This window comes from Pseudomonas borbori (assembly GCF_900115555.1).
Taxonomy (GTDB): Bacteria; Pseudomonadota; Gammaproteobacteria; order Pseudomonadales; family Pseudomonadaceae; genus Aquipseudomonas; species Aquipseudomonas borbori.
Genome location: NZ_FOWX01000041.1, coordinates 1 through 25,774 on the forward strand (window position 1 = coordinate 1; position 25,774 = coordinate 25,774).

Here is a 25,774-nt window from a genome sequence, read left to right on the forward strand (position 1 = left end):
CTACTGTTCCACTCGGATCAAGGGTCGCAGTATGCGAGCCGTTTATTTCGCCAGAGGCTGTGGCGTTATCGAATGCGTCAGAGCATGAGTCGTCGGGGAAATTGCTGGGACAACGCACCGATGGAGCGTGTGTTCCGCAGCTTGAAAACCGAATGGATACCGGCCCTGGGTTACAGAACTGCCCATGAAGCCCAGCGTGATATCAGTCATTATTTGATGCATCGGTACAACTGGATTCGACCCCACCAACTCAATGGTGGGCTGGCCCCAGCTCAGGCCGAGAAAAAGCTTAACGTCGTGTCCGAGATTAGTTGACCACTACAGAACGCAGTATCGCCAACACAGGTCGTTTTTCAACAGCCTGTCAGAAGTCGTCCTCGACATCACCGTCGCGCACCTTGAACTCACGATTCTGCAAGTAGGCGTTGCGCACGAAGATGTACTTGTCACCGCTGATCATCCGCTCAGCCGACAGCAGACTGGCGCGGGTATCGATGACATCCACAGCGCGCGTGACGTTACGGGTCGGCACATGGCCCATATAGCGGTATGGCTGAAGCAGGCTGTCCGGCACTTTGCTGAAGGTGTCGCGCACAGTGCTGGGACCGAGCAGTGGCAGCACCACATAGGGGCCACTACCCAGCCCCCAGGCGCCGAAGGTCTGACCGAAATCTTCGTCGCTGCGTTGCAGGCCCATATGCCTGGCCACATCGAAGAAGCCCAATACGCCAAAGGTGGTGTTGAAAATCACCCGACCGGTGTCCACACCAGCATCGTGAAACTTGCCCTGCAGCACGTTGTTGGCCAGGTTGCCGACATCGCCGATATTGCCGAAGACGTTATGCACGCCGTCTTCGAGAAACTGCGGGGTTACCGCCTGATAGCCCTGCGCCAAAGGCTTGAGCGCATAAATATCGAGGGTGTCGTTGAAGCGGAAGATCGCCCGATTGAAGCCTTCCCACGGATCATCTTCAGCAGCCTGCGCCACCAGAGGAAGCAGTGCCAGGCTGGCACAGGCAAACAATCGGCCCAGTCGATCGATCCAGTTCGCACCGAATACAGGCATCAGGGTCTCTCCTTGAGAAAAAGTAGTAGGCCGACCCAAGGCGGCCATTGAGGCCGGCAGTATAAAGCCTGACGTAGCCAAATAGGCAGCCGGGGGTGTCGGCAAAATGCAGGAAAACTGCTGATCCGCTGTTGTTCATGACCTCGTCAAGCGAGACAAGGGCAATCACCATGGCTGGCGACTGGCTGGGCATGCCGTATGGATCGTTGCCGCATGACTGTCACAAGATGTTCACTTGCTCGTCATCAGCAGCCTGCAGACTGACCTGGATTAATTCAAGGAAGAGCAGCATGCCGGCCACACCACCCGCCTTCAACGCGTTGCTTTTCGGTTTATCCGGCTGCCTGGTGGACTTCGGTGCACGCACGCTGCCCACGGCCATGCAGCGCCTGTATCCACGACACGGCGACGAACAGATCGGCGCTGCGCATACCACCCTGGAACAACGGCTTGGCCGCACGCCCAGCGCTGGCGAACGCCAGGCCTTCGAGCAGGCATTGAGCAAGGCAGCCTGCGAGCACGCCGAACTCACCCCGGGCGCGCTGGCGCAGTTACAGCAATTGCATCGGCAGAACGTGCCTTGTGCCTGGCTCGATGAACTGCCGCGCGATGCCAGCATCGCCCTGGCAACCCCGCTGCCCGACTGGCTCCCCGCCGCCTTGAGCCGAGGCGGCCGCGCTTGGCCTGCGCCGGACGCCTGCTGGCAAGCCCTGGTGGACTTACAGGTAGAGCGACTCGATGGCTGCGTGCTGATCAGCGGCGAACCACGCCTGCTAAAGGCCGGCCTCAATGCCGGACTGTGGACCATCGGTCTGGCGGCCTGTGGACCACTCTGCGGCCAGGCACCGGCAGACTGGCAAGCCCTGGCCGCAGCCGAGCGCGACCAGTTGCGCACCCGGGCGACCTTGACCCTGTATCGCCTCGGCGTGCACGCGGTAATCGATCAATTGGGCGAACTTGGTCCCTGCCTGATCGACCTCGGCTCACGCCGGAAAAAGGGCGAAAAAACCTGAACGGTTGTAAAAACTCTCGCTCCTATCCGCGACACGCACCAAGGCGACAGCGACAGAGACCACATGCCGCAAACAGAACGGGCAATAGCTCGATTACAGCCGCTGAAGATTTAATCCCGGGCAAGCAAAGCGGCGCCGCTTGGATTACCCTAGCAAGCATGCAAGGGTCTTCGCGAAGGCGCGCGGCCAATGTTTTGCTTATCCATAAAGGGAGAGTTCTATGCCTGCAAACCGTCTGCAGCAACAGCTGGAAGAGCTGCGCAATCAGTTGGCTCAAGATCCGCCACTGACTGAAGAAGAACGGGCATCGCTGTATGTCCTGACCCAGGAAATCGAACTCCAACTGGCCCGCCAGGCGGCGGCCGCGCCGGACGCCACCCTGATCGATGGCGTCAACCTGGCCGTGGAACGTTTCGAAGCCAGCCACCCGACCCTGGCCGGCACCTTGCGCAACATAGTGCAGAGCCTGGCCAACATGGGGATCTAAGCTGCAAGCTGCAAGCTGCAAGCTGCAAGCTGCAAGCTGCAAGCTGCAAGCTGCAAGCCAGTGTAAGTGCTACCCGACGCGGTCAAGCTCTTGCTTGACGCTGATGGCTTGCCGCTTGTAGCTCCCTCCTACTGCCGCACCAACCGCCGGTTGTCCGGCGCTATCGGCGCCGTACTGCGATAGGGATTGATGTCCAGGCCGCCGCGGCGCACGTAACGGGCATACACTGTCAGGTACTCGGGCTGGAGCAGGTGTTGCAGGTCGAGAAAGATCCGCTCCACGCACTGCTCGTGGAAATCCGCATGCTGGCGAAAGCTCACCAGATAGGCCAGCAAACTGGCGTGATCCAGCGCCGCACCACGGTACCGCACCACCACGCTACCCCAATCCGGCTGGCCGGTAACCGGGCAGTTGGATTTCAACAGGTGGCTGTGCAGGCTTTCCTCGACTAGCCGCTGCGGCTCGCAACGCAGCAACTCAGGCTGCGGTCGGGCGTAGTTGCCGATGACCACATCCAGGTCATCGATGCACTGCCCGGGCAGCGTCGCCACCCCCTCGGCCGTCACCTCGGCCAAACTGCGCACGCGCACCCCCACCGGCTTGCCGGTGGCCGCCGACAAATCCCGGCGCAACACCTCCTGCAACTCGGCGACGTCGGCGAACGCGGTCTGATTCAGCGAGTTGAGGTACAGCTTGAAAGATTTCGATTCGATGATATTCGGCGAATCGGCCGGTATGGCGAACTCGCCGATGGCCACCACCGGCTTGCCCGAAGGCAACAGCCAGGACAGCTCGAAGCAGTTCCAGAAATCCACCCCCCGATACGGCAAGGTCTCGGCCGTCAGGCCCAGCTCGGCCCACTTGGCGGCGCGCGCAATCGGGAACAGCAGCGACGGCGTGTAGGTAGCGATGTATTCGCTGGATTTACCCAGTGGCGAATCTTCGGCGGCGGAATGCATGGCAAAAACCTGCTTGAGTCGAATTGAGCGTCTGTAATTGTTGACGTGCTATCAGAGGTTGTGAAAAAAAGCGAAGGCCGTCGCGAGGACGCCGTCGGGCGAGCGAAACAAGGCGCGCCACGTGAAACGAGGGAGTTTGGCGAGCCAAATGACCGAAGTTTTGACTCGCTTCGCTCGCCCTGCGGGCCAGCCTGCGGCTGTTACTCCGCTGCGCTCCGTTTGCGTAGCGTAACGCAGTTACAGTCGCCCGACGGTAGTCGCAGCAGGCAAGCGATTTTTTCACAACCTCTCAGGCCAGCTCGGCCACGACCGCCGCCAGGGCCTGAGCCGGATCGGCGGCCTGACTGATCGGCCGGCCGATGACCAGATAATCGGAACCGACATCCAGCGCCTGGCGCGGAGTCAGGATACGCCGTTGATCGTCCTGGGCGCTGCCCGCCGGACGAATGCCGGGAGTGACCAGTTGCAACGCCGGATAAGCGGCCTTGAGCGCCTGGGCTTCCTGGGCGGAACACACCAGCCCATCCAGCCCGGCTTGCGCGGCCAGCCCCGCCAGACGCAGCACCTGCGCCTGGGGTTCGACATCCAGGCCGATGCCGACCAGGTCCTCGCGCTCCATGCTGGTCAGCACGGTCACGCCGATCAATAGCGGTTTGGCGCCGGCCAGGTTGTCCAGGGTCTCGCGGCAGGCCACCAGCATGCGCAGACCGCCCGAGCAATGCACGTTGACCATCCATACGCCCAGCTCGGCGGCGGCCTTGACCGCCATGGCCGTGGTGTTGGGGATGTCGTGGAATTTCAGATCGAGGAACACCTCAAAACCCTTGCCGGCCAAGGCGCCGACGATATCCGGACCGCAGCGGGTAAACAGTTCCTTGCCGACCTTGACCCGGCACAGCTTGGGATCGAGCCGATCGGCCAGCGCCAGGGCGGCATCACGGGTCGGGAAATCCAGGGCAACGATGATCGGGGTCTGGCAGGCGGACATGGTGGGCTCTCGGCAGGGCAAATTCGCCGCGCATTGTAGCGGAAGCCGTAGCCAATTGCCGACTCAGGCTCTCAGTCGAGATACCTGCGCAGACGCGCGGCGTTGCCGTTCGTGCAGTTGAGCGCTACGCGCTCCAGCCCCAACCAGCCGGCCAAGGTGCGCAGGTTGAGCGCCAGCGCTGCCAAGCCCAGCTCATCCAGCCCAGGCGCCTCCACATGCACAGCATGCACGGCCAGACAGCCTTGGCCGCGTTCGGCGCGCAGATCCAGCCGCGCTGCCAGACGCTCCCTATGCAGAAACGGCAACACGTAGTAGCCATACACCCGCTTGTGCTGCGGGGTGTAGATCTCCAGGCGATAGCGGAAGTCGAATAAGCGCTCGGTACGCGCCCTCTCCCAGATCAGCGAGTCGAAGGGCGAGAGCAAGGCACTGGCCTCGACCCTGCGCGCAATGGTCGGCGCGCCCCGGCAATACGCGGGCTGCGCCCAATCCTGCACGCGCACCGGCTGGAGTTCACCGGCCTCGAGCAGTTCGGCCAGCCGCGCCCGGCTGTCGCGAGCCTCCAGGCGGTAGTAGTCACGCAGGTCTTTCTCCGTGGCCACGCCCAGCGCCTCGGCGGCATGCAGCAGCAAGCGGCGCCGGGCCTCGGCGCTCTCCAACTCGGGCACATTCAGCACGGCAGCGGGCAATACCCGTTCCGGCAGGTCGTATATGCGCTCGAAACCGCGGCGCCCGGCGACGGTCACCTCGCCGGCGGCGAACAACCATTCCAGCGCATGCTTTTCCGCGCTCCAGCCCCACCAGGCGCTGCTGCCGACGGCTTTCTGTCCCAGGCTGCCGGCGCCCAATGCGCCCTGCTCGCGGACCGCCTGCAACACCCGGCGAATCAAGGGCTGCTGCTCGCGACCGAAATGCGCCAGCTGCTTGTAGATGCCCTCGCCATTGCGCGCCTGCTGCATGCGCCAGCGAAGCAGCGGATAGAACGACAGCGGCAGCAACGAGGCCTCGTGGCCCCAGTACTCGAACAAGCTGCGACGATGCCCCTGACTCCAGGCCGCTTGTTCCAATAACGTTCGATCGTAAGCCCCGAGGCGGGAGAACAGCGGCAGGTAGTGCGAACGCACCAAGGCATTCACCGAGTCGATCTGCAACACGCCGAGCTTGGCGATCTGCGCGAGCACCTGGCGGTGACCGACCATGTCCGGCAGCGCGCGACCGAAGCCCTGGGCACGCAGCGCCAGACGCCGGGCCTGGGCAAGAGAGAGAGTGAACATCATGGGCTCGATGCCAGCGCACTGGCGGCAGCCGACGCTGGCACCTCAGATCTCCAGGCTCAGCTCGTGCATGGTCTGCGCCCGCCCGCCAGCCAGCAGACGTTCGATGCGCCCGTCGGCCAACTGCAGATCGACGGTGATCACTCTGGGCGAAGGCGGCTGCATCAGGTAGCCCTGCTCGATCAGCAGGCGAGCGCCCGGTACCTGCATCCGATCATGGAGAAAGCACGCTAATGGCCCGGCGGCCATACCGGTGGCGGCCTCCTCGGCGATGCCGTAGCGCGGCGCGAACATGCGCGCACCGGCCGCCCGGCCAGGCTTGCGCGCCTGCGGGGAAAAGACATAGAAGCCGATCAGCTCGAGTTGCTCGCTGATACGCGCCAACGCCGCCTGGTCTGGCTGCAGCACATGCACCTGGGCCTCGTCTACCAACGGCGCCACTACGAATGCTCCGCCGGTGCTCACCCGCACTGGCCGCAAGCCGGGCAGCAGATGCCCAGGGTCGGTGCCGAGGGCCGCCAGGATATCGGCGAGCAGCGCCGGATCATCGTCCAGGTCGCAGTATTCGGGGGCACGCTGCTCCATGAAGGCCATGTCGGCCTGGATCAGGATGTCGCGATTGCCGTCGAGGGTCTCCTTGCTGCTCCAGCCTTCGTCTACCTGACCGAGCTGGCGCAGCAAGGAAAACGTGGCCACGGTCGCGTGGCCACAATGGGCGATCTGCCGGTTCGGGGTGAAAAACTCCAGCTTGAACGCGGCGCTGGACGAACTGGAAACGAAGGCGGTTTCCGAGACACCCACCTGTGCAGCGATGGCCTGCTTCTGCTGCGCATCCAGGCCGTCGGCCTGCAGGACTACGCCGGCAGGGTTCCCGCCCTGCTTGCCATCGACGAAGGCATTGACGATCCGTACCTGCACCCGCATTCAGCAATCCTCCCATTATTTCCCGCGCGACTGCGCCAGCGGATCGTCCCAGAACGGCCGGTCGACTTCCTGCAGCGCATCCGCCCGGCTCAGGCCGAGATCCTTGAGCGCCGCATCGCTAAGCGCCGCCAGCTGCCGACGCTGCCTGGCCAGCTCATGCCAGCGCTTGAGCCGACGCCACAGCGCCCTGGCCAGAGCGCCCAGGCTCACGGCTTGGCGTGGCCACACACTTACTATCGCATAACCTTTTTGACCTTTCATCTCGTCGCCCTCCTGTGGGGTTGGCGACAGTCTCGCGCCGGGCTTATGATCAATCCAACGAATGTTTCTTATGCACACCATCTCGGAGATTGATGAATGGCCAGCTACCCGAGCATCGACAGCGAGTTACTGCGCACCTTCGTCGCCATCGCCGACAACGGCGGCTTTACCCGAGCCGCCGAGATGGTCAACCGCACTCAATCGGCGGTCAGCATGCAGATGAAACGCCTGGAAGAGGACGTGATCCAGCGCCCCTTGTTCCAGCGCGACGGCCGCCAGGTCAGCCTGACCGCCGAGGGCCAGGTGCTGCTCGGCTACGCCCGGCGCATCCTCAAGCTGCATGGCGAGGTGATGAACACCATGCGCGAGCCGCACATGGTCGGCTCGGTGCGCATCGGCACCCCGGATGACTACGTGATGCGCTTCATGCCGGGCATCCTCTCGCGCTTCGCCCAGGCCTACCCGCTGGTGCAGGTGGAACTGCACTGCGAGCCGTCGTACAACCTGCTGCAGCGCCAGGACCTGGACCTGACCATCGTCACCCGCGAGCCAGGCACCGAAATCGGTCAGCTACTGCGCCAGGAGCGCATCGTCTGGGCCGAAGCCCAGGGTTTCAGCCCCCACGAGCAGGAGCCGCTGCCGCTGGCGATGTTCAATGCCCAGTGCTTCTGCCGGACTTGGGCCTGCAATGCGCTGGATGCCATGGAGCGGCAATACCGCCTCGCCTACACCAGCCCCAGCCTCTCGGCGATCATGGCGGTGGTCAGCGCCGGCCTGGCGATCACCGCCCAATTGCAGAGCCTGATCACCCCCGACCTGCGCATCATCGGCGAAGCCGAAGGCCTGCCGGCCATGCCCTCGGCCAGCATCGTGCTGCTGCGTAATGCGCGCACCCAGTCGCCGGTGAGCGAAACCCTGGCCGAGCACATCGTCGAAGGCTTCAGGCTCTAAGACCTAGCAGCAGCGCGCAGAGCAGCAGGAAGCCGGCGAACAGCGCGCGCAACAGCCGCTCGGGCAAGGCGTGGGCAAGCTTCACCCCCCAGCTGATGCTGAGCAAACCGCCCAGCGCCAGGGGCAGCGCCAGCGCCCAGTCGACATGCCCGTGCACCGCATAGGTCACCAGGGTCACCCCGGTACTCGGCGCCGCCAGGGCCAGCGCCAGGCCCTGGGCCATCACCTGGGAGGTGCCGAACACGCCGGTCAGCACCGGCACGGCCAGCACCGCACCACCGACCCCGAACAAGCCGCCGAGCAAACCGGCAGCGCTGCCCAGCGCCGCCAGCCAGGGCCAGGGTTGACGCAGTTCGCTGCTGCCCGCCGTCGGGCGCCAATAAACCCGCGACAGGTTGTAGAGCGCCAGCGCCAGGAGAAAACCGACGAAGGCCAGGCGCATGCGTTCGGCATCCAGCGTCACCGCCCAAGCGGCCCCCTGCAAGGCACAGAAGAAGCCGCTGAGTGCCAGGGTCAGCGCATGACGCAGGTCGATGCGGTTGCGCTGGTGGTAGCGCCACAGCGCCAGCAGCACATTCGGCACCACCATCACCAGGGCCGTACCCTGGGCCAACTGCTGATCCAGCCCGAACAGCACACCCAGAGCCGGAATCGCGATCAGGCCGCCGCCGATGCCGAACAGGCCACCCAGCGTACCCAGCAGCACACCGAGGATCAGGTTCAAGGCAAAGTCGATCGGGTTCATCGGTGGCTCCGTTGGCGTCCTGCGCATGCTAGCCAGCCAGGACTGGCCAGGAAACGCACAGCAACGCACAATCGCTGTGCCGATCACGCACAAGCGAGCCATGCATGAACCCCGACGCCCTGACCGACCAGCTCAGCCTGTTTCTCGACGTGCTGGAAAGCGGTAGTTTCTCCGCCGCCGCCCGGCGCCACCCGCTCACCCCTTCTGCCGTGGCGCGGCGCATCGATGCACTGGAGCGCTCGCTCGGCAGCAGCCTGTTCAGTCGCAGCACTCACGCGATACGCGCCACCCCGGCCGGGCAGGCCTTTGCCGAGCGCGCCAGGCGCATCCTCGCGGAGCTGAACCTGGCCCGTGCCGAGGCCGTGTCGCTGAGCAGCGCGCCAGAGGGCTTGATCCGCATCGACGCGCCAGCGCCATTCGGCAGGCGCCACCTGGCACCGGCGATTGCCGAATTTCTCGTCGCCTATCCGGGGCTGGACGTGCAACTGCGCCTGATCGACAGCTTCATCGACCTGCACGGCGCCCACCTCGGCGAGGTCGACCTGGTGCTGCGCATCGGCCCGCTGGCCGATACCCGCCTGGTCGCCACCGCCCTGGCGCCGCTGGTGCGGGTGGTCTGCGCCAGCCCGGATTACCTGGCGCGGCGCGGCGTGCCGCGCTCACCCGGCGCACTGCTCGAGCACGACGGTCTCGACTGGGACAGCCTGGCGCCGCCCTACGCCTGGCGCTTCGAGGTCGACGGCAAGCTGCAGATCTGCCGCCCGCAACGCCTGCGCCTGACCGCCAACAACGCCGAAACCCTGCTGTTCGGCGCCCTCGCCGGCCTCGGCATCGCCCACCTGCCGACCTGGCTGATCAGCGACTACCTGTTGCGCGGCGAACTGCTGCCGCTGTTCTGCGAAACCGGCCTGCCGGCGCCGGAACCCAGCGGCATCTACGCCCTGCGCCTGGAGCGCGAAACCGGTTCGCGCAGCCGCCTGCTGCTGGAATTCCTCAAGGCCCGCTTCGGCCCGCTGCCGCCCTGGGATCTGGCCCTGCAAAGCGGTTTAGGCCGCAGCTAAGCAGCGGGCTTCAGCCCAGCACAAATGGCTTTGCTGCTTCGGCGGGCCGAGCGGAACGCCGCCCATTCAACCTTGCAAAAAACCTGGCAAATCCCAGGCAGAAAAAAACCCGACACCAAGGCCGGGCTTCTTCTGCTCGCGGGTAAAGCTGGCGGTTAAACCGGGGCTTTAGCGCGCGACTTGTACTCGCCGGTGCGGGTGTCGATTTCGATCCAGTCGTCGATATTGCAGAAATCGGCAACCTTGACTTCAGTACCGTTGCTCAACTTGGCAGGCTTCATCACCTTGCCCGAGGTATCGCCACGGGCGGAACCTTCGGTGTAGGCAATCTGGCGCACGATGGTGGTCGGCAGGTCGACCGAAACCACTTTACCCTCGAAGAATACGGCTTCGCAGATATCGGTCATGCCGTCGACGATGAACGGCAGAACGCTTTCCAGGTCGTCCTTGTTCAGCTCGTACTGGTTGAACTCTTCGTCCATGAAGACGTAGTTCGGCTCGCTGTAATAGGAGTAGGTCACAGCGACGCGATCGAGGATGACCGGCTCGAGCTTGTCGTCGGCCTTGTACACGGTCTCGGTCGAGGAACCGGTCAGCAGGTTGCGCAACTTCATTTTGACGATAGCGCTGTTACGGCCGGACTTGGTGAACTCGGCCTTCTGGATAAGCCACGGCTGGCCGTCGATCAGGGCCACACTGTTGGGCTTCATTTCTTGTGCGGTTTTCATACTAATATCCGGATTTGGATGGAGATACGGAAATCTAGGCCGCATATCATAGCCAATTTTGATAAAACTCTACCAGTGCCATGGCAAGATCCGCCTGAGAAGCCCGCTGCAGACACCAGCGCTCGGCATGTTCGGCCAGTTCCGGCCACTCCTGCAACACGGCTTGCCAGCTCTCACCCATGGCCTCACCGGCATTCCATGCCCGCCACAGCCCCTCCAGCGCCGCCCGCGCGACGGGCGACAACCCCTGGGTATAAAGCGCCAGAAACGCCTCGAGCTTGTCCCAGTGGGCGTCTTCCTCTTGCCCATAGATATGCCAGAGCAACGGCCGTCCGGCCCACTGCGCACGCACGAACGAGTCCTCACCGCGCACTGCATTGAAATCGCAGCTCCAGAGCAAATGGTCGTACTGATCCTGCTCGACGAAGGGCAACACCTGGACATGCAACTGACCGCGCCGCTGGCGATCGCCAGCCACCAGCGCCGCGCAACCGAGCCAGGCCTGCAGATCGGCGAGAATGCGCCCTTCCGGCACCAGCAACTGGGTCACCCGGGTGTCCGCCGCCAGGGCCGCCAGCCAACTGGCCAGGGCGCGGTTTTCATAGGCGAACAACGACACCAGCCGCGCCCCCGCAATCGGCGTCACCCCCAGCCCCTGGAGAAAATCCGCACGCGCTCGCGGATCGGCCTGAAACGCCCGGCGCCGCGCCAGCAATTCGCGCTCGCGCAGCAAGCCCCCGCTGCCAGCGGTGAAACCGGGAAAGAAGAAAAATTTCTGCAAGCCATTGGACTGCAAGGACGGCAGACCATGGCAGCCCTCGACCCAGTCCTCGGCGCTGAGGTACTCCAGGTTCAGCCACAGCACCTTCTGCGGTCGCGCCGCCATCGCCGCTACATAAGCGCCCGGCAACTCGCAGGCAAACGCCTCGATCACCACATCCGCCGACGGCACAGACTGCCACGGCACTGGCCACTGGCGAACTTCCACGCCCTGGCGCCATTGCTGCGCCGCTTGCCTGTCGGCCTGCGGACACAGGCGAACGAAGGCGCCAAGATCATCCAGCCACAGGCGCACCGCCACATCATGCTCCGCCGCCAACTGCCGCGCCAGGCGCCAGGTCACGCCAATATCGCCGTAGTTATCGACCACGCTACAGAAAATGTCCCAGGTGACGCGCATAGGTACTCCGCTCGGTTATGGCCAGACCTTAAGTCGCCAGGCGGATCAGGGCAAATGACAGAAACGAAAAAGCTCCACGCGCCGCACCAGCTTTTCGCCATGACATCGACAGCCGCAACCCCAGGAAAGCAATGCAGTGCGGGACTTGCGCCTCGTTCACCGGGTCGATTCGGCACAGTGTTTCCGACACTACTTATTGAAAATATCGGCGCGAGCCCCTGTCCGCATAAACTGAAGCTCATCTGCTTTCTACCCGGTAAATCAAAAACCAATCCGGTTCTATGTGGGCATTAACAAAACGTACGACTTGTCGTACGATAGCCATCTGGATTTAGGAGGCTCAGCCCCATGCAAACCCTAACCGCAAGTGAAGCACGCACAAACCTGTACCGGCTCATGGACCAATCAGCCGAATCACACCAGCCCATTTTGATTTCGGGCAAGCGGACTAACTCTGTCCTGGTGTCGGCCGAAGATTGGGACGCCATCCAAGAGACTCTGTATCTGCTGTCTGTTCCAGGCATGCGCGAGTCGATCAAGGAAGGCATGGCCGAGCCGGTCGAGGAATGCGCTAAGGAACTGGATTGGTGACTTGGCAGCTCGTCTACACGAAACAAGCACAGAAAGATGCTCAGAAGCTCGCGGCGGCGGGGCTGAAGGACAAAGCAAAGTCATTGCTCGCCGTCGTACAGGAAAACCCGCTGCAGAACCCGCCGCCCCATGAAAAGCTGGTCGGGGATCTTGCCGGGGCTTACTCGCGGCGCATCAACATTCAGCACCGGCTGGTCTATCAGGTGCTGCAAGAGGAACAGGTGGTGAAGGTGCTGCGGCTCTGGTCGCACTACGACTGACCGGCCTTTTCGACACTTCATCGACACCAGCGAAAGCCAGAAAGCAAAAAGCCCCGAAATCTTGTTAGAAATCAGGGCCTTAGCATTTCGAAAGTGGCGGTGAAGGTGGGATTCGAACCCACGATACGATTTCTCGTATACACACTTTCCAGGCGTGCTCCTTCAACCGCTCGGACACTTCACCGGATCTCGACTGACACCGGGTGTCTGTCGAGGCGCGCTAATCTAGCCGAACAGCTCGCCAAAGGCAAAAGTTTTTTTCAGAAGATTCATGCGCTTATGCCAAATGCCCGGTATTCGCCCGGCAAGCCTGGGGCGTTAGCGCGAAACGCTGGTTGGCGAACAGCTGGAAGCCGAAGGAAATAGACAGGCTTGCGTAGGAGCGGCGGGCAACACCAGCCCGCCAGACTGACCGCCAGCAACCCGGGACGCCAGCAAACAGCCCACTTGGCGTTGCTCATGCGCGCCGCCTGCTCTCTCACGTCCACCGCAACGCCAAAGCCGCACCCCGTGGTGTGCCCGATAGGCTGCAAACGCCCGCCACAGCTGACTCACCAGTCAGCCGCGGCGCTTTACCTGGACGGTGCGGGTGGGTAACGTCTGTGACACTTCAGCCCCAAGGAACCCGCAATGAGCGACCTGATCAGCTATCAATTCGAAGACGGTATTGCCACCCTGACCCTGTGCAACGGCAAGGTGAACGCCATCTCGCCCGACGTGATCGCCGCCTTCAATGTCGCACTGGATCGTGCCGAGCAGGACAGGGCCATCGTCATCGTCACCGGCCAGCCGGGCATTTTATCCGGTGGTTACGATCTCAAGGTGATGACCTCCGGACCGCAGAATGCAATCGCCCTGGTTGCCGCAGGTTCGACCCTGGCTCGGCGCATGCTCGCCCATCCCTTCCCGATCATCGTCGCCTGTCCTGGCCATGCCGTGGCCAAGGGTGCCTTTATCCTGCTCTCGGCCGACTACCGCATCGGCACTGAAGGCCCGTTCAGCATCGGCCTGAATGAAGTGCAGATCGGCATGACCATGCACAACGCCGGCATCGCACTGGCGCGCGACCGCCTGGGCAAATCGGCGTTCCACCGCTCGGTAATCAATGGCGAAATGTTCGACCCGCAAGGCGCGGTGGATGCCGGTTTCCTCGACAAGGTGGTGCCTGCCGAGCAACTGCTGGCCGCCGCCCAGGCAGCCGCCCGGCAGATGCAGAAGATCAACATGAGCGCCCACAAAAATACCAAGCTGAAAGTGCGCAAGGGCCTGCTGGAAATCCTCGATCAGGCCATCGAACTGGACAAGCAGCATCCGCTCTGACTGCCAGGATCGCTCTCGAGCCCGGCCTCGTGTCGCAATGCTGTTCACTTGAGCCAAGTGAGCAGCATTTTTCGTCGCCCGGATGCAATCCGCGAAAGCTGGCGCCTGACTAACTACCCCGCGATTGCACCGTGCGCTATGACTTACGGTGCTAGACGCTAACGGGCCGCCTCATCCAGAACCCATGAAATCCCCCTGGAGAAGCGGAAATTTGCTGCGCATAACCGACAATTGCCGGACAAAGTGCGCGCCCGTACGCTGCGCGCCCTTTCTTGTGGCGGGCATACCCGATGCTTTTTCTTCTGCGCATGCTGGCGATGGGCGTGCACTTCATCTTCGCGGGCATCCTCGGCCTGCTGCTCGGTATCTGCCGCCCGTTCAACCCGGATAACAGCCGTATCTGCGCCCGGCTATACAGCCTGCCGGCGCTATGGCTGCTGCGCTTGCAGTTGAAGACCGATGTGCGGCCGTTACTCGATCATCAGCGCTCGTGCGTGATCGTCGCCAACCATCAGTCCAACTACGACCTCTACGTGCTCGGCCGCGTGGTGCCCAGACGCACGGTCAGCATCGGCAAGAAAAGTCTGAAATGGCTGCCCTTCTTCGGCCAGCTCTACTGGCTGGCCGGCAATGTGCTGCTCGACCGGGGCAACGCTCTAAGCGCCAAACGGGCGATGCTGACCACCACCGACACCCTCAAGCACCAGGACACATCGATCTGGGTCTTCCCCGAAGGCACGCGCAACCTCGGTGGCGAGCTGCTGCCATTCAAGAAAGGGGCATTCCAGATGGCGATTGCCGCTGGCGTACCGATCATTCCGGTGTGTGTCAGCAGTTACGTGAAGCACATCCGCCTGAACCGCTGGAACAGCGGCAGCATCATGATTCGCGCACTTCCGGCGATCGCCACTGCGGGGCTGAGCCAGGCTGATCTGCCACGACTGATCGAAACCTGCCGCACACAGATGCAGCAATGCATCGCGGCGATGGATCAGCAGCTCACAACGGCATAGAAGGCAAAAAGCCCGTTCTGCATGAACGGGCTTTTTGCTTACCGGTGAGCGCTATCCTGCGCATCCGGCATGGGTCGATCAGTCATTCAGACCGGCGCGGCCATGGGCGACGAAGCGCATCATCCACTCGGCTACCGTATGCCCCTGGTGCTCATGCTGCAGGCTGTCGACGCCCTTGCGGTAGGCCTCTTCGCCAATATGCTGCTGGCGAATCTCCAGCAGCGCCTTGGAGTAGTCGTGGAGGAACTCCGGATGGCCCTGAAAGCACAGCACCTGGTCGTCGATGCAGTAGGCGGCGATCGGACAGAAGTCGCTGGATGCCAGCAGCGTGGCGTTTTCCGGCAGCTTGGTGACCTGATCCTGGTGGCTGATCAGCAGAGTCAATTCCTCCAGCACCGGCTTCATCCAGGCCGGCTGGTGGGCCAGGCGGTAACGATGGATGCCCACTCCCCAGCCCTGCTCGGCGCGCTCGGCCTTGCCGCCGAGCAGCAATGCCAGTAGCTGGTGACCGAAGCAGATACCGAGCAACTTGTCGCCGTGGGCATAACGCTCGAGCAGGTAGCTCTTGAGGGTCTCGATCCACGGATCGCTGCCGAACGAATCGGCCTTGCTGCCGGTGACCAGGTAAGCGTCGTAGTGCTCGCTGTCCGGCGGGTAATGGCCTTCCATCACGTTGTACACGGTGAACTCGGCGGCGATCGGCTGACGCGCGAAGAGCTGTTCGAACATTCGGCCATAGCCCTGATACTGGCCGACCAGTTCGGGGCGAAGAATGTCAGTCTCCAGAATGCAAATCTGCAACGGCATGGGGCAAATACCTGAAACGCGAGTGATGGTTCGTAAGGTGTGCAAGCCTGCCTGCGGCAAGGCAGCAAGGCAAGAGGACGACTCGCCAAGCCGGCACAAATTCGACCAATTACCTGGTCAGCGCCGGGATCGGCGCAGCCGACAGGCAGCATAGCGTCCATTCACGCCTGCCTCGGCAGCGCCGCCACAAGGTTGATGCACTGCTGTGCGGGCACCCTGCAGGTCCTGCAAGGTCAGAAGCTTTCGTCCTTGGCGGCCTTCTCCAACAGCAGCGCCGGCGGCAGGAAACGTTCGCCGTACTGCTCGGCCAGGTACTGGGCGCGGGCGACGAAATCGCGGATGCCGTACTGGTTGATGAACTGCAGCGCCCCGCCGGTCCAGGCGGCGAAGCCGATGCCGAAGATCGAGCCGATATTGGCATCCGCCACCGACTCGAGCACACCCTCCTCCAGGCAGCGCACGGTTTCGATGGCCTGGATGAACAGCAGGCGATCGCGCACGTCCTGTTGCGAGATCTGTGCGTCGGGCTTTTCGAAACGCGCCTTGAGCTGCGGCCACAGATGCTTCCTGGCGCCGGCCGGGTACTCGTAGAAACCCGCACCGGCCGCTTTGCCCGGACGTTTGTATTCACCCAGCATCAGTTCGATCACCGCGAAGGCCGGGTGCGGCGCGATGCTCTTGCCCTCCTCGGCCAGGTCCTTGAGGGTCTGCTGGCGGATATGGTTCATCAGGCTCATGGACACTTCGTCGCTGATCGCCAACGGGCCGACCGGCATGCCGGCCTTGCGCGCTTCGTTCTCGATCATGGCCGCGTTGATGCCTTCGCCGAGCATGGCGATGCCTTCATTGGTGAAGGTGCCGAACACCCGCGAGGTGAAGAAGCCGCGGCTGTCGTTGACCACGATCGGAGTCTTGTTGATCTGCATGACGTAGTCGAAACCGCGCGCCAGGGACTCGTCGCTGGTGCGCTCGCCCCTGATGATCTCCACCAAAGGCATCTTGTCCACCGGGCTGAAGAAATGCAGGCCGATGAATTTGTCCTGTTTCTGCACCGCAGTAGCCAGGCCGGTGATCGGCAGGGTCGAGGTGTTGGAGGCGATCAGCGCATCGCTCAGGGCGGCGCGCTCGGCCGCTGCGGTGACGTTAGCCTTGAGGTCGCGGTCCTCGAACACCGCCTCGATGATCAGGTCGCAGCCGTTGAAGTCGGCGTCCTTGTCGCTGGCCTTGATCCGCGCCAGGATGGCGTCGCGCTTGTCGGCACTCATCTGGCCGCGGCCGACTTTTTTTTCCAGCAACTTGGCCGAATAGCTCTTGCCCTTCTCGGCCGCTTCCAGCGAGACGTCCTTGAGCACCACCTCGATACCGGCCACGGCCGAGACATAGGCAATGCCCGCACCCATCATGCCGGCGCCGAGCACGCCGACCTTGCGTGTCACATGGGGCGCAAAACCCTGCGGCCGCGAGCCACCGGCGTTGATCTGGTTGAGCTGGAACCAGAAGGTGCCGATCATGTTCTTCGCCACCGTGCCGGTGGCCAGTTCGGTGAAGTAGCGCGCCTCGATGATCTGCGCGGTGTCGAAGTCGACCTGGGCGCCCTCGACCGCGGCGCACAGGATCTTCTCCGGTGCAGGGAAACAACCTTTGGTCTTGTCGCGCAGAATGGAGGGGGCGATGGCGAGCATCTGCGCCACATTGGGGCTCGCCGGGGTGCCGCCGGGGATCTTGTAGCCGTGGGCGTCCCAGGGTTGTACGGCATTCGGATTGGCCAGAATCCAGGCACGCGCCCTGGCCAGCAGGTCATCCTTGTCGCTGGCCAATTCATGGATCAGGCCGGCCTTGAGCGCGGCAACCGGGCGTACTTTCTTGCCTTCGAGCAGGTACGGCAGGGCCTTTTCCAGCCCCAGCAGACGCACCATGCGCACCACCCCGCCGCCGCCGGGCAGCAGGCCGAGGGTCACTTCCGGCAGGCCGAGTTGCACGCTGGAGCTGTCCAGGGCGATACGCTGATGACAGGCCAGGCAGATTTCCCAGCCGCCGCCCAGGGCCGCACCGTTGATCGCCGCCACCACCGGCTTGCCCAGGGTTTCCAGGCGGCGCAGTTGCCCCTTGATCGTCAGGATCATCTCGTAGAACGGCTTGGCATCGGCCTTGCTGACCTTGATCAGCTCGCCCAGATCGCCGCCGGCGAAGAAGGTCTTCTTCGCCGAGGTGACGATCACGCCGGCGATGCTGTCCTTCTCGGCTTCCAGGCGCGCAACGGCTTTGCCCATGGCCTCGCGGTACTGCGCGTTCATGGTGTTGGCGCTCTGGCCGGGCAGGTCGATGGTCAGCACGACTATAGCGTCCTGGCCTTTTTCGTAACGGATGGCGTCAGTCATTACTTAATTCCTTTCTTGCCGACAGTTGCGCTCGACTGGAGGGCAACGCAGAAACCGTAGGAGCGGGGGGGACGCCGAGTCCCATGCCCGCGATCACCAGCGGCGTAGGGTCAGATGCGCTCGATGACGGTGGCAATGCCCATGCCGCCGCCCACGCAGAGGGTGGCCAGGCCGTAACGCAACTGGCGCCTCTCCAGCTCGTCGAGCAGGGTGCCGAGAATCGCGCAGCCGGTGGCGCCCAGCGGGTGGCCCATGGCGATGGCGCCACCGTTGACGTTGACCCTGTCTTCGCTCACGCCCATGTCCTGCATGAACTTCATCACCACCGAGGCGAAGGCTTCGTTGACCTCGAACAGATCGATGTCCTCGACCTTGAGCCCGGCCTTGGCCAGCGCCTTGCGCGTGGCCGGTGCCGGGCCGGTGAGCATGATGGTCGGGTCGGTGCCGGTCACCGCGGTGGCGACGATGCGCGCACGGGGTATCAACCCCAGCTCCTTGCCCTTGGCGGCAGAGCCGATCAGCATCAACGCGGCGCCGTCGACTATGCCGGAGCTGTTGCCCGGGGTGTGCACGTGATTGATCTGTTCGACATGGCTGTAGACCCGCAGCGCAGTGCTGTCGAAGCCCATCTGCCCCATCGCCTCGAAGCTCGGATTGAGCTTGCCCAGCCCCTCGAGGGTGCTGTCGGCGCGAATGAATTCGTCGTGGTCGAGCAACACGATGCCGTTCTGATCGGTCACTGCAATCAATGATTTGGCGAACGAGCCATCATCACGCGCACGCGCGGCCTTTTGCTGCGAGCGCAGGGCATAGGCGTCGACATCGCTGCGGCTGAAGCCTTCCAGGGTGGCGATCAGGTCGGCACCGATGCCCTGCGGGGTGAAATGGCTGTGCATATTGGTTTCCGGGTCCATGACCCAGGCGCCACCGTCGGAGCCCATGGGCACGCGCGACATCGACTCGACGCCACCGACCACCACCAGGTCCTCGAAGCCGGAGCGCACCTTCATCGCGCCGAGGTTCACCGCCTCCAGGCCCGAGGCGCAGAAACGGTTAAGCTGCATGCCCGAGACGCTGATGTCCCAGTCGGCGACCATGGCGGCGGTCTTGGCGATGTCGGCACCCTGGTCACCCACCGGGGTCACGCAACCGAGCACAATGTCGTCGACCTGACTGGTATCCAGGTTGTTGCGCATTTGCAGGGCGTTGAGCAGGCCAGCGACCAAGCTGACCGGTTTGACGCTGTAGAGCGCGCCGTCTTTCTTACCTTTGCCGCGGGGCGTGCGCACCGCATCAAATATGAATGCTTCGGTCATGGCGTCCTCGGGGTATGAATGGCATGCCACCTGATCCAGCCAGGTTGCGCCTGTTCTTGTTGGTCGCACCACCTTACCCCCGGACGGGGCAGGCTCAATGACCGAAGTGCTCAGGCACATTGACCGAGCCGCTCAGACGAACGGTCGCCTGCTGGCGTTATGCAGGCACAGGCCAGCCGAATGGCTCTGGCTCAAGGGTTGCTCAGGCTCTTTGGTGTACAGGCATAACTCAATGTTCCGAACGCGCAACGGCTAGCAACCAAGTCTTCTAAGCAACCTGTGACATGCCCCCTAGAGTTAGCATGACTACACGGAAATAGAGCTACAAAAGTAGATGCCGCCGCCGGGTTTTGCCGGGGTGGTTTTCAGTCCACGCGCAGGCGTGACGCTGTAGCCCGACAGGCCTTGAGAGCGGGCATTCGACGCCACACCAACAAAAACAAAAGGCAGATGGCCATGTTCAAACAGCCCAAAATCCGGCAAGCGAGTCTGATCGTATTCGCCACAACCCTGATCCTGATCCTTCCCAACCTGACCCGTCTGGTCGGCTGAACGCTCGCCTGACCTGTTGCTGTCTGGCGCACTCAACGTGCGCTAACGCGGCAACAGGACAAGCAAGCCTCGCTGGCATGCCCAGGCAAAACACTGGCAACGTCCGCGCCAGCTAACCTCGCCCCTTCATTCCGGGCATTTTCAATTATGCTAGAGCCTCGCTCGATCTATCCCCGAGGAACTCTGCATGCGTGTCTTGACTGCCGTTCTGACCCTGTTGCTCAGCCTGCCGCTTGGCGCAGACGAAATCTCGTTACAGCGCGCCGTTGCTGCATTGCAGGCACCTGGCACCCTGCTGATCGATGTGCGTAGCGCCGAAGAGTTTTCCGCCGGCGCCCTGCCCGGCGCCAACCGGATCGGCCATGAGCAGATCACCACACAGATTGCCGCCTTGGCTGCCGATAAGAACACGCCCATCGTGCTCTATTGCCGCAGTGGCAGGCGCTCGGCAATCGCCAAGGACAGTCTGGCAAAGCTGGGTTATCGCAACCTGATCGACGCCGGGGGCTACGACCAGCTGAAACTGGCCCTGGCACGGCACAATTGAGCCTGCGTGTAGTGCTGGCGGCCCTGCTGAGTCTGAGTAGCGCTGTGCAAGGCGCCGAGTTGCGACTGGAACTCGGCGAGCACAGTCGGATCTGGAGCAGCACCCAATTGCTCGCCCATCCCCAAGCCCGGCACATCGAGATCAACGAGGACGTCAGCTACAAGCGCAGCATGAGCTACCGCGCTGTGCCGCTGGCGGCGCTGCTGGACGGCGTGCAGCCGGGCGATCATCTCCAGGCACTGGCACTCGATGGCTTTGCCGCCGAACTGCCGGCGGCCGCCCTGCTTAACCAAAGCGGCGCACAGGCCTGGCTGGCAGTGGAAGACCCAGCCCTGCCCTGGCCACCACTGGCGCCCGGCAAGCACAGTGCCGGGCCGTTCTATCTGGTCTGGCAGAATCCGGCAGCCAGTCATATCGGCCCTGAACAGTGGCCGTTTCAGGTTGTGCGTATCCGCAAGCTGGCGGCAGTCGCCGAGCGCTTTCCGCAGCTACTGCCCGCCGCCGATGCGCCCGCGCAGGTGCATGCCGGCCTGCTGCAGTACCAGAAGCACTGCATGGCCTGTCATCGCCTGAATACTGCCGGCGATTCGCAATTCGGCCCCGATCTGAATGTGCCGCATAATCCTACCGAGTATTTCGCGGCGGGCTTTCTCCCCATCTACATCCGCAACCCGCAGCACCTGCGGCGCTGGCCGCAAGGCCGGATGCCGGGGTTCGCAGAGACGCTCTTGAGCAATGCCGAACTGGCGCAGCTACTCGACTACTTGCGGCATATGAGCGGGCGCAAGGTGCCGGGCGGGTAACCCGAGGCATCGCGGCTGTAGGCCAGGGCGCGATGCCAGGTGAAATTGACCGGTACTCGGCGCAGTGATGTAACGGCCACAGGCTGGCTCGCAGAAAGAGCGCGAGGCGTCCCGAGCGCCCTGCATTTTCCCGCAACCGGCTAACAGGCCGTTGAAAAACGTAGGCGAGGCAGGCCAGACAAGGCAAAAACAGGCGAGGAAGCGACTGGGGTCGCATCCGACTTTACGAGCTGTAAATGAGCATTTCGACTGGGCTCGCACCCGAGCCTGTTTTTAACGCAGTATTGCCAACGCAGGTAGTTTTTCAACGGCCTGCCAAAGCGCGCGGGCCTGGACCTCAACCAGTGCGTCAGGCCTTGCGCAGCGATGGCAACTGAATACGCACGCACAAACCGCCCAGCCCGCTGTCCTCCAGCCCCAGGCTGCCACCCCAGGTGTCGACGATGTCACGCACGATGCCCAAGCCCAGACCGTGCCCGGCAACCTGCTCATCCATGCGTGTGCCTCGGTTCAGGACTTGTACCCGCTGTCCGGCTTCGATGCCGGGGCCGTCGTCGTCCACCTTGAGCAGGTAACCGTCAGTCGTGCACTCGATACTCAAGCGCACCTGGCTTTTCGCCCATTTACAGGCGTTATCCAGCAGGTTGCCGAGCAGTTCGAGCATGTCCTCGCGATCCCAGGGTAACCGCAAGCCCGCTGCTGCCCGCCAATCCAGATGCAGGTTGCGATCGTGGATCATTGCCAGGGTGGAGAACAGCCCCGGCAGTTCCTCGGCACAGACAAAATACGCGCCGGGCAAGGCATCCCCCGCCAGCCGCGCACGGCCCAACTCGCGCCCCAGGCGCTGTTCGATCTGCTGCAGGTTATCGAGCAGGCTGGCACGCAACGCGGGATGCTCCTGCAACTCATCCCGCCCGGCCAGGCTGACCAGCACCGCCAGGGGTGTTTTCAGCGCGTGACCGAGGTTGCCCAGGGCATTGCGCGAGCGCTTGAGGGTATCTTCGGTATGCGCCAGCAGGTGGTTGATCTGCGCCACCAAAGGCTCCAGCTCGCGGGGCACGCGGCTGTCCAGCGTGCTGCGCTGGCCCTGTTGCAGTTGGGCGATCTGCTCGCGCACCTGATCCAGCGGGCGCAATGCGCGGTTGACTGTCAGGCGCTGCAGCACCAGGATCAGCAGCAGGGCCGCCACCCCCAAGCCCAGGCCCATTTGCCGTACGCGGCGAAAGCTCTGCAGCACTGGGGTGTAATCCTGGGCCACGAGGACTGACAGCTGCTGACCGAAGCGCTGATAGTCGCCGCGGTAGGTCAGCAGTATCTGCCCCTGCGGACCGTCGCCCAACTGTTCTTGCAGCCCGGACTCCAGCGCCGGCGGCAGCTCGCTGTCCCACAATGAGCGCGAGCGCCATGTCTTGTCGGCGAAGTCGATGCGAAAATAATGCCCGGAGTATGGCCGCTGGAACGCCGCGCTGAGGCGTTGCTCATTCAGCTGGATACCCTGCGGGCCACGCACCATGGCAACCAGCAGCGACTCGGCCTCGTCGCGCAGATCGGCTTGCAGATAACGCCGCAGGCCATGATCGAACAGCCATAAACTGCTCTGCAGCAAAAGCAGGCCAACCACCAGCAATATGCTGATCAGGCCCAGGCTCAAGCGCCGCTGGATCGACTTCAAACAGCATCTCCAGTGAACCGATAACCCTGGCCGCGCCGGGTTTCGATGGCTTCCCGCCCGATTTTGCGCCGCAGGTGATTGACGTGCACCTCGATGACATTCGAATCGCGCTCCGTCTCACCGTCATAGAGATGCTCGGCCAGGTGGCTTTTCGAGAGGATCTGCCCGGCATGCAGCATGAAATAGCGCAGCAGACGAAACTCCGCACAGGTCAGTTCTATCGCCTCGCCATTACGGCTGACGCACTGGCGGCCTTCATCCAGCAACAAACCGGCCGCCTGCAACTGCGGCTGGTTGGCCAGGCCATGCGAGCGGCGCAGTAACGCCTGAATCCGCAGTTGCAGTTCTTCCGGATGAAACGGCTTGCTCAGGTAATCGTCGGCTCCGGCTTTCAGCCCCTCGATGCGTTCTGCCCAGGAACCGCGGGCGGTGAGGATCAACACCGGGGTTGCCAAGCCACCCGCACGCCACTGCTCCAGTACCTGTAAACCGGGCTTGCCCGGCAAGCCGAGGTCGAGAATGATCAGGTCATAAGGCTCACTCGCACCCTGATACAGCGCATCGCGGCCATCGGCCAGCCAATCCACCGCATAGCCCTGGCGGCTCAGGCCGGCGAGCAATTCATCGGCCAGGGGCACATGGTCTTCCACCAATAACAGGCGCATTCAGTCGTCCACCTCGTCCTTCAGGATACGCCCATCGAGAGCGTCCAACTCCAATTCGCGCACTACGCCTTGGCGGGTCAGTATCTCGACCTCATAGACCAGGATATCGTCTTCCTCTTCCAGTTCGGCTTCGAGCAGGGTGGCGCCAGGATAACGCTGCAAAGCCACATCCAGTAGTTGCTCCAGGGGCAGAATCAGTCCCTCGCGGCGCAGGCGCAAGGCCTCGTCCTGATCCAGATCGCGGGCAGCGGCATGGCCGTTCAGCACAAGCAGCAGCAGGCCGCACAGGGCGCGATAGCGCAAAGCGGTCGGCATCAATCGTCCTGCTGATTCTTGAGGACCTGAGCGTTGCTGGCGTCCAGTTCAATGTCCCATTGCAGGCCTTGGGTATCGCGTACTTCGAGCTGATAAATGTAGCGCCCGTATTCTTCTTCCAGTTCGGTTTCTTCGATCTTGCCGCCGGGGTGCAGGGCCAGGGCAGTGGCGTTGAGCGTCTCGAACGGCTCAATGGTGCCCGCATCACGCAGTTTTAACGCCTCATCCGGGCCCAGATCACGCGCTTGGGCAATACCGGCTGAGACGCTCAAGGCAGCAGCGCCGAACAGTACAATCATGGTTTTCATGCTGAGTCTCCGTATGCTTGTCTCGACGGAACCAAGGTTACTGCGCCGGACTTAACTCAAGCTGAATCCAGCCACGTCCGCCAGGGATCGAGTGGCTTGGCCTGTCCGCCTGGAGCTCTATAATCGCTACCTGGCGTGATGGATGCGAGCATGAGTGCGATTCGAATCAAGTACCCTGCCCTGACGATCAAGGCCGGCCCACGGGCCTTGGCGCGCATTCGCGAGCGCGGCTTGCAACCGGCCGACGTGGGCATTCTGCCTGGTGCTGCCGGCGGAGCCAAAGCCCTTGGCATCCAGGGCCTGGATCTGGCCTTGTTCGGCGACTGGTTGATGCGGGCGCCGCGCGAGCGCTCGCTGATTGGTGCTTCGATCGGCTCCTGGCGTTTCGCCTGTGCCTGCCTGCCGGATGCTGTCGCTGGGATTCGCCGGCTCGGCGAACTCTATAGCGGGCAGCGCTTTGCCAAGGGCGTGCGCATGACCGAGGTCTCGCGCAGTTGCCGGCGGATGCTCGACGAGGTATTGGCTGGCCAGGACGCCCAGGTGCTGAGCAACCCGCACTACCGCTTGAATATAGTCGTGGTGAAGAGCCATGGCCTGCTCCGCCATGACCACCGTGGCGTGCTGGGCCTGGGCCTCTCCTCGGTGATCGGCAACAACCTGCTTGGACGGACGCGGCTGGCCCGACACTTTGAGCGGCTGATCCTGCACGATGCGCGCCTTGCCCCACCGCTGACCGAACTGAGCGATTTCCCTTCGCGCTACCTGGCGCTGAACGGCGCCAACCTGCGCCATGCCCTGCTCGCCTCCGGGTCGATCCCGCTGATCATGGAGGGGGTGCGCGACATCCCGGGAGCCGGCCCGGGCACCTACAGGGACGGCGGCCTGCTCGATTACCACCTCGACCTGCCCTACAGCGGCGACGACATCGTGCTCTACCCGCACTTCACCGACAGAGTGATTCCCGGCTGGTTCGACAAGGCTCTGCCCTGGCGCCGGGGCGACGCCGGGCGCTTGCAGGATGTCCTGCTGCTGGCTCCCTCGCCCGACTACCTGGAACGTCTACCCCACGGCAAACTGCCGGATCGCCAGGACTTCAGCCATTATCAAGGCGATGACGCCGGCCGCGAACGCTATTGGCGCACCGCCATGGAGGAAAGCCGTCGCCTCGGCGACGAGTTCCTCGAACTGGTGGAAAACGAGCGACTGGCCGAGCGCGCACTGGCACTTTGACTCATTGGCGATTGCAGCCATCATCGCGGACAACAGGCTTAGGCGACGCTCAACCACGGAAGGAGTCTCACGAGACTTGCGCTCGCCATCATCCACGGCATCGGCACCCAACCCAATAGCCGCGAACATGCATGGGCCTGGCGAGCGCCTGACGATCCGTTCCGCGTCCTGTAAGCTCTGGCCGGATTGGTTACCTTCGGCCGCAACATCCCCTGTTCACCTGCGCCTACGACCCGCCGGTGCCGATCCGCTTTCCCGGCCATTGCCTGCGCGACACGGCGCATTGATCCGCCCCAAATAAAGACGCCCCCGAATCCGTGACAGTCGCAGAATTACTGTCGGGATTCGGGGGCGCCTTGA

At 63.0% G+C, this 25,774-nt stretch carries 28 protein-coding genes, 1 tRNA gene and 1 pseudogene; 13 read left to right on the top strand and 17 right to left on the bottom strand.

Going from position 1 to position 25,774, the window contains the following annotated elements; genetic code table 11:
• The coding region (locus BM315_RS21395) for an integrase core domain-containing protein (protein WP_141123995.1) at positions 1 to 315 on the top strand (315 nt) is incomplete at its 5' end.
• Positions 316 to 364: 49 nt separating this feature from the next.
• Here BM315_RS21395 and BM315_RS21400 read toward each other — a convergent pair.
• A complete protein-coding gene (locus tag BM315_RS21400) occupies positions 365 to 1,066 on the bottom strand; it encodes an MlaA family lipoprotein (RefSeq protein ID WP_090505372.1) in 702 nt (233 codons plus the stop codon).
• A gap of 290 nt (positions 1,067 to 1,356) precedes the next feature.
• On the opposite strand from BM315_RS21400, the gene pcrP reads away from it, so the two are divergent.
• Both pcrP and BM315_RS21410 read left to right on the top strand, forming a co-directional pair.
• Positions 1,357 to 2,079 carry an HAD superfamily inactivated hydrolase PcrP gene (pcrP, locus tag BM315_RS21405; RefSeq protein WP_090505373.1) on the top strand — a complete coding sequence of 241 codons (723 nt, stop codon included), beginning with the start codon at positions 1,357 to 1,359 and terminating at the stop codon, positions 2,077 to 2,079.
• A gap of 220 nt (positions 2,080 to 2,299) precedes the next feature.
• On the top strand, positions 2,300 to 2,566 hold the full coding sequence (locus BM315_RS21410) for a DUF4404 family protein (RefSeq protein WP_090505374.1): 267 nt from the start codon (positions 2,300 to 2,302) through the stop codon (positions 2,564 to 2,566).
• Between the two features lie 128 nt (positions 2,567 to 2,694).
• On the opposite strand, the gene queF is transcribed toward BM315_RS21410, so the two are convergent.
• From queF to BM315_RS21435, 5 genes are all read right to left on the bottom strand, one after another.
• Positions 2,695 to 3,525 carry an NADPH-dependent 7-cyano-7-deazaguanine reductase QueF gene (gene queF / locus BM315_RS21415; protein ID WP_090505375.1) on the bottom strand — a complete coding sequence of 277 codons (831 nt, stop codon included), beginning with the start codon at positions 3,523 to 3,525 and terminating at the stop codon, positions 2,695 to 2,697.
• A gap of 289 nt (positions 3,526 to 3,814) precedes the next feature.
• Positions 3,815 to 4,513, bottom strand: coding sequence for an orotidine-5'-phosphate decarboxylase (gene pyrF / locus BM315_RS21420; RefSeq protein WP_090505378.1), 699 nt, complete (start codon positions 4,511 to 4,513; stop codon positions 3,815 to 3,817).
• A 71-nt stretch (positions 4,514 to 4,584) separates the two neighbouring features.
• Positions 4,585 to 5,790 carry a winged helix-turn-helix domain-containing protein gene (locus BM315_RS21425; protein ID WP_090505380.1) on the bottom strand — a complete coding sequence of 402 codons (1,206 nt, stop codon included), beginning with the start codon at positions 5,788 to 5,790 and terminating at the stop codon, positions 4,585 to 4,587.
• A 42-nt stretch (positions 5,791 to 5,832) separates the two neighbouring features.
• A complete protein-coding gene (locus BM315_RS21430) occupies positions 5,833 to 6,711 on the bottom strand; it encodes a PhzF family phenazine biosynthesis protein (protein ID WP_090505381.1) in 879 nt (292 codons plus the stop codon).
• 15 nt (positions 6,712 to 6,726) lie between these two features.
• A complete protein-coding gene (locus tag BM315_RS21435) occupies positions 6,727 to 6,972 on the bottom strand; it encodes a DUF1127 domain-containing protein (RefSeq protein ID WP_090505383.1) in 246 nt (81 codons plus the stop codon).
• A 96-nt stretch (positions 6,973 to 7,068) separates the two neighbouring features.
• Here BM315_RS21435 and BM315_RS21440 point away from each other — a divergent pair, with 96 nt between their 5' ends.
• On the top strand, positions 7,069 to 7,923 hold the full coding sequence (locus BM315_RS21440) for a LysR family transcriptional regulator (RefSeq protein WP_090505386.1): 855 nt from the start codon (positions 7,069 to 7,071) through the stop codon (positions 7,921 to 7,923).
• On the opposite strand, the gene BM315_RS21445 is transcribed toward BM315_RS21440, so the two are convergent.
• Entirely contained in the window at positions 7,913 to 8,668 is a 756-nt protein-coding gene (locus BM315_RS21445; protein ID WP_090505388.1) for a sulfite exporter TauE/SafE family protein, read from the bottom strand. The two genes, BM315_RS21440 and BM315_RS21445, sit on opposite strands and share 11 nt — an antisense overlap.
• 104 nt (positions 8,669 to 8,772) lie before the next feature.
• Between BM315_RS21445 and BM315_RS21450 the strand changes: the two genes are divergently transcribed.
• Positions 8,773 to 9,729 (top strand): LysR family transcriptional regulator, encoded by a 957-nt coding sequence (locus BM315_RS21450; RefSeq protein ID WP_090505389.1) that lies wholly within the window; start codon positions 8,773 to 8,775, stop codon positions 9,727 to 9,729.
• A 155-nt stretch (positions 9,730 to 9,884) separates the two neighbouring features.
• Here the strand turns inward: BM315_RS21450 and efp are convergent, their stop codons facing one another.
• Both efp and earP read right to left on the bottom strand, forming a co-directional pair.
• Complete coding sequence (efp, locus tag BM315_RS21455; protein WP_090505390.1) at positions 9,885 to 10,457, bottom strand: elongation factor P; 573 nt, start codon at positions 10,455 to 10,457, stop codon at positions 9,885 to 9,887.
• Positions 10,458 to 10,503: 46 nt separating this feature from the next.
• On the bottom strand, positions 10,504 to 11,637 hold the full coding sequence (gene earP, locus BM315_RS21460; protein WP_090505391.1) for an elongation factor P maturation arginine rhamnosyltransferase EarP: 1,134 nt from the start codon (positions 11,635 to 11,637) through the stop codon (positions 10,504 to 10,506).
• 348 nt (positions 11,638 to 11,985) lie between these two features.
• Between earP and BM315_RS21465 the strand changes: the two genes are divergently transcribed.
• Together BM315_RS21465 and BM315_RS21470 are read left to right on the top strand one after the other, a co-directional pair.
• The gene (locus BM315_RS21465) at positions 11,986 to 12,228 is read left to right on the top strand and encodes a type II toxin-antitoxin system Phd/YefM family antitoxin (RefSeq protein ID WP_090505392.1); all 243 of its coding nucleotides are present in this window, start codon (positions 11,986 to 11,988) and stop codon (positions 12,226 to 12,228) included.
• Positions 12,225 to 12,488 (top strand): Txe/YoeB family addiction module toxin, encoded by a 264-nt coding sequence (locus BM315_RS21470; RefSeq protein WP_090505393.1) that lies wholly within the window; start codon positions 12,225 to 12,227, stop codon positions 12,486 to 12,488. Before BM315_RS21465 ends, BM315_RS21470 begins: the two co-directional genes overlap by 4 nt.
• A 94-nt stretch (positions 12,489 to 12,582) precedes the next feature.
• On the opposite strand, the gene BM315_RS21475 is transcribed toward BM315_RS21470, so the two are convergent.
• Positions 12,583 to 12,672, bottom strand: a tRNA-Ser gene (locus BM315_RS21475).
• A gap of 446 nt (positions 12,673 to 13,118) precedes the next feature.
• Between BM315_RS21475 and BM315_RS21480 the strand changes: the two genes are divergently transcribed.
• Both BM315_RS21480 and BM315_RS21485 read left to right on the top strand, forming a co-directional pair.
• Entirely contained in the window at positions 13,119 to 13,808 is a 690-nt protein-coding gene (locus BM315_RS21480) for a crotonase/enoyl-CoA hydratase family protein (protein ID WP_090505394.1), read from the top strand.
• Between the two features lie 290 nt (positions 13,809 to 14,098).
• On the top strand, positions 14,099 to 14,821 hold the full coding sequence (locus BM315_RS21485) for a 1-acylglycerol-3-phosphate O-acyltransferase (RefSeq protein ID WP_090505395.1): 723 nt from the start codon (positions 14,099 to 14,101) through the stop codon (positions 14,819 to 14,821).
• A gap of 78 nt (positions 14,822 to 14,899) precedes the next feature.
• Here the strand turns inward: BM315_RS21485 and BM315_RS21490 are convergent, their stop codons facing one another.
• From BM315_RS21490 to BM315_RS21500, 3 genes are all read right to left on the bottom strand, one after another.
• The gene (locus BM315_RS21490) at positions 14,900 to 15,628 is read right to left on the bottom strand and encodes an amidotransferase (protein WP_090505396.1); all 729 of its coding nucleotides are present in this window, start codon (positions 15,626 to 15,628) and stop codon (positions 14,900 to 14,902) included.
• Between the two features lie 233 nt (positions 15,629 to 15,861).
• Entirely contained in the window at positions 15,862 to 18,006 is a 2,145-nt protein-coding gene (locus tag BM315_RS21495) for a 3-hydroxyacyl-CoA dehydrogenase NAD-binding domain-containing protein (protein WP_090505397.1), read from the bottom strand.
• 110 nt (positions 18,007 to 18,116) lie between these two features.
• Positions 18,117 to 19,322, bottom strand: coding sequence for an acetyl-CoA C-acetyltransferase (locus tag BM315_RS21500; protein WP_090505399.1), 1,206 nt, complete (start codon positions 19,320 to 19,322; stop codon positions 18,117 to 18,119).
• 739 nt (positions 19,323 to 20,061) lie between these two features.
• On the opposite strand from BM315_RS21500, the gene BM315_RS21505 reads away from it, so the two are divergent.
• Positions 20,062 to 20,421, top strand: a complete 360-nt coding sequence (locus tag BM315_RS21505; protein ID WP_090505401.1) for a rhodanese-like domain-containing protein — start codon at positions 20,062 to 20,064, stop codon at positions 20,419 to 20,421.
• Between the two features lie 2 nt (positions 20,422 to 20,423).
• A complete protein-coding gene (locus BM315_RS21510) occupies positions 20,424 to 21,224 on the top strand; it encodes a cytochrome c (RefSeq protein WP_090505421.1) in 801 nt (266 codons plus the stop codon).
• Positions 21,225 to 21,573: 349 nt separating this feature from the next.
• Here the strand turns inward: BM315_RS21510 and BM315_RS21515 are convergent, their stop codons facing one another.
• The 4 genes from BM315_RS21515 to BM315_RS21530 are packed head-to-tail and all read right to left on the bottom strand — an operon-like array spanning position 21,574 to position 24,184.
• Positions 21,574 to 22,896 carry a sensor histidine kinase gene (locus BM315_RS21515; protein ID WP_090505403.1) on the bottom strand — a complete coding sequence of 441 codons (1,323 nt, stop codon included), beginning with the start codon at positions 22,894 to 22,896 and terminating at the stop codon, positions 21,574 to 21,576.
• Positions 22,893 to 23,561, bottom strand: a complete 669-nt coding sequence (locus BM315_RS21520; protein WP_090505404.1) for a response regulator transcription factor — start codon at positions 23,559 to 23,561, stop codon at positions 22,893 to 22,895. Before BM315_RS21520 ends, BM315_RS21515 begins: the two co-directional genes overlap by 4 nt.
• A complete protein-coding gene (locus BM315_RS21525; protein ID WP_090505405.1) occupies positions 23,562 to 23,876 on the bottom strand; it encodes a PepSY domain-containing protein in 315 nt (104 codons plus the stop codon).
• Complete coding sequence (locus BM315_RS21530) at positions 23,876 to 24,184, bottom strand: PepSY domain-containing protein (protein WP_090505407.1); 309 nt, start codon at positions 24,182 to 24,184, stop codon at positions 23,876 to 23,878. Before BM315_RS21530 ends, BM315_RS21525 begins: the two co-directional genes overlap by 1 nt.
• A gap of 150 nt (positions 24,185 to 24,334) precedes the next feature.
• Here BM315_RS21530 and BM315_RS21535 point away from each other — a divergent pair, with 150 nt between their 5' ends.
• Positions 24,335 to 25,414 (top strand): patatin-like phospholipase family protein, encoded by a 1,080-nt coding sequence (locus tag BM315_RS21535; RefSeq protein ID WP_090505423.1) that lies wholly within the window; start codon positions 24,335 to 24,337, stop codon positions 25,412 to 25,414.
• A 177-nt stretch (positions 25,415 to 25,591) separates the two neighbouring features.
• Positions 25,592 to 25,683 (top strand): annotated as a pseudogene (locus BM315_RS25580) (hypothetical protein); the annotation flags it as partial.
• Positions 25,684 to 25,774 lie beyond the last annotated feature (91 nt).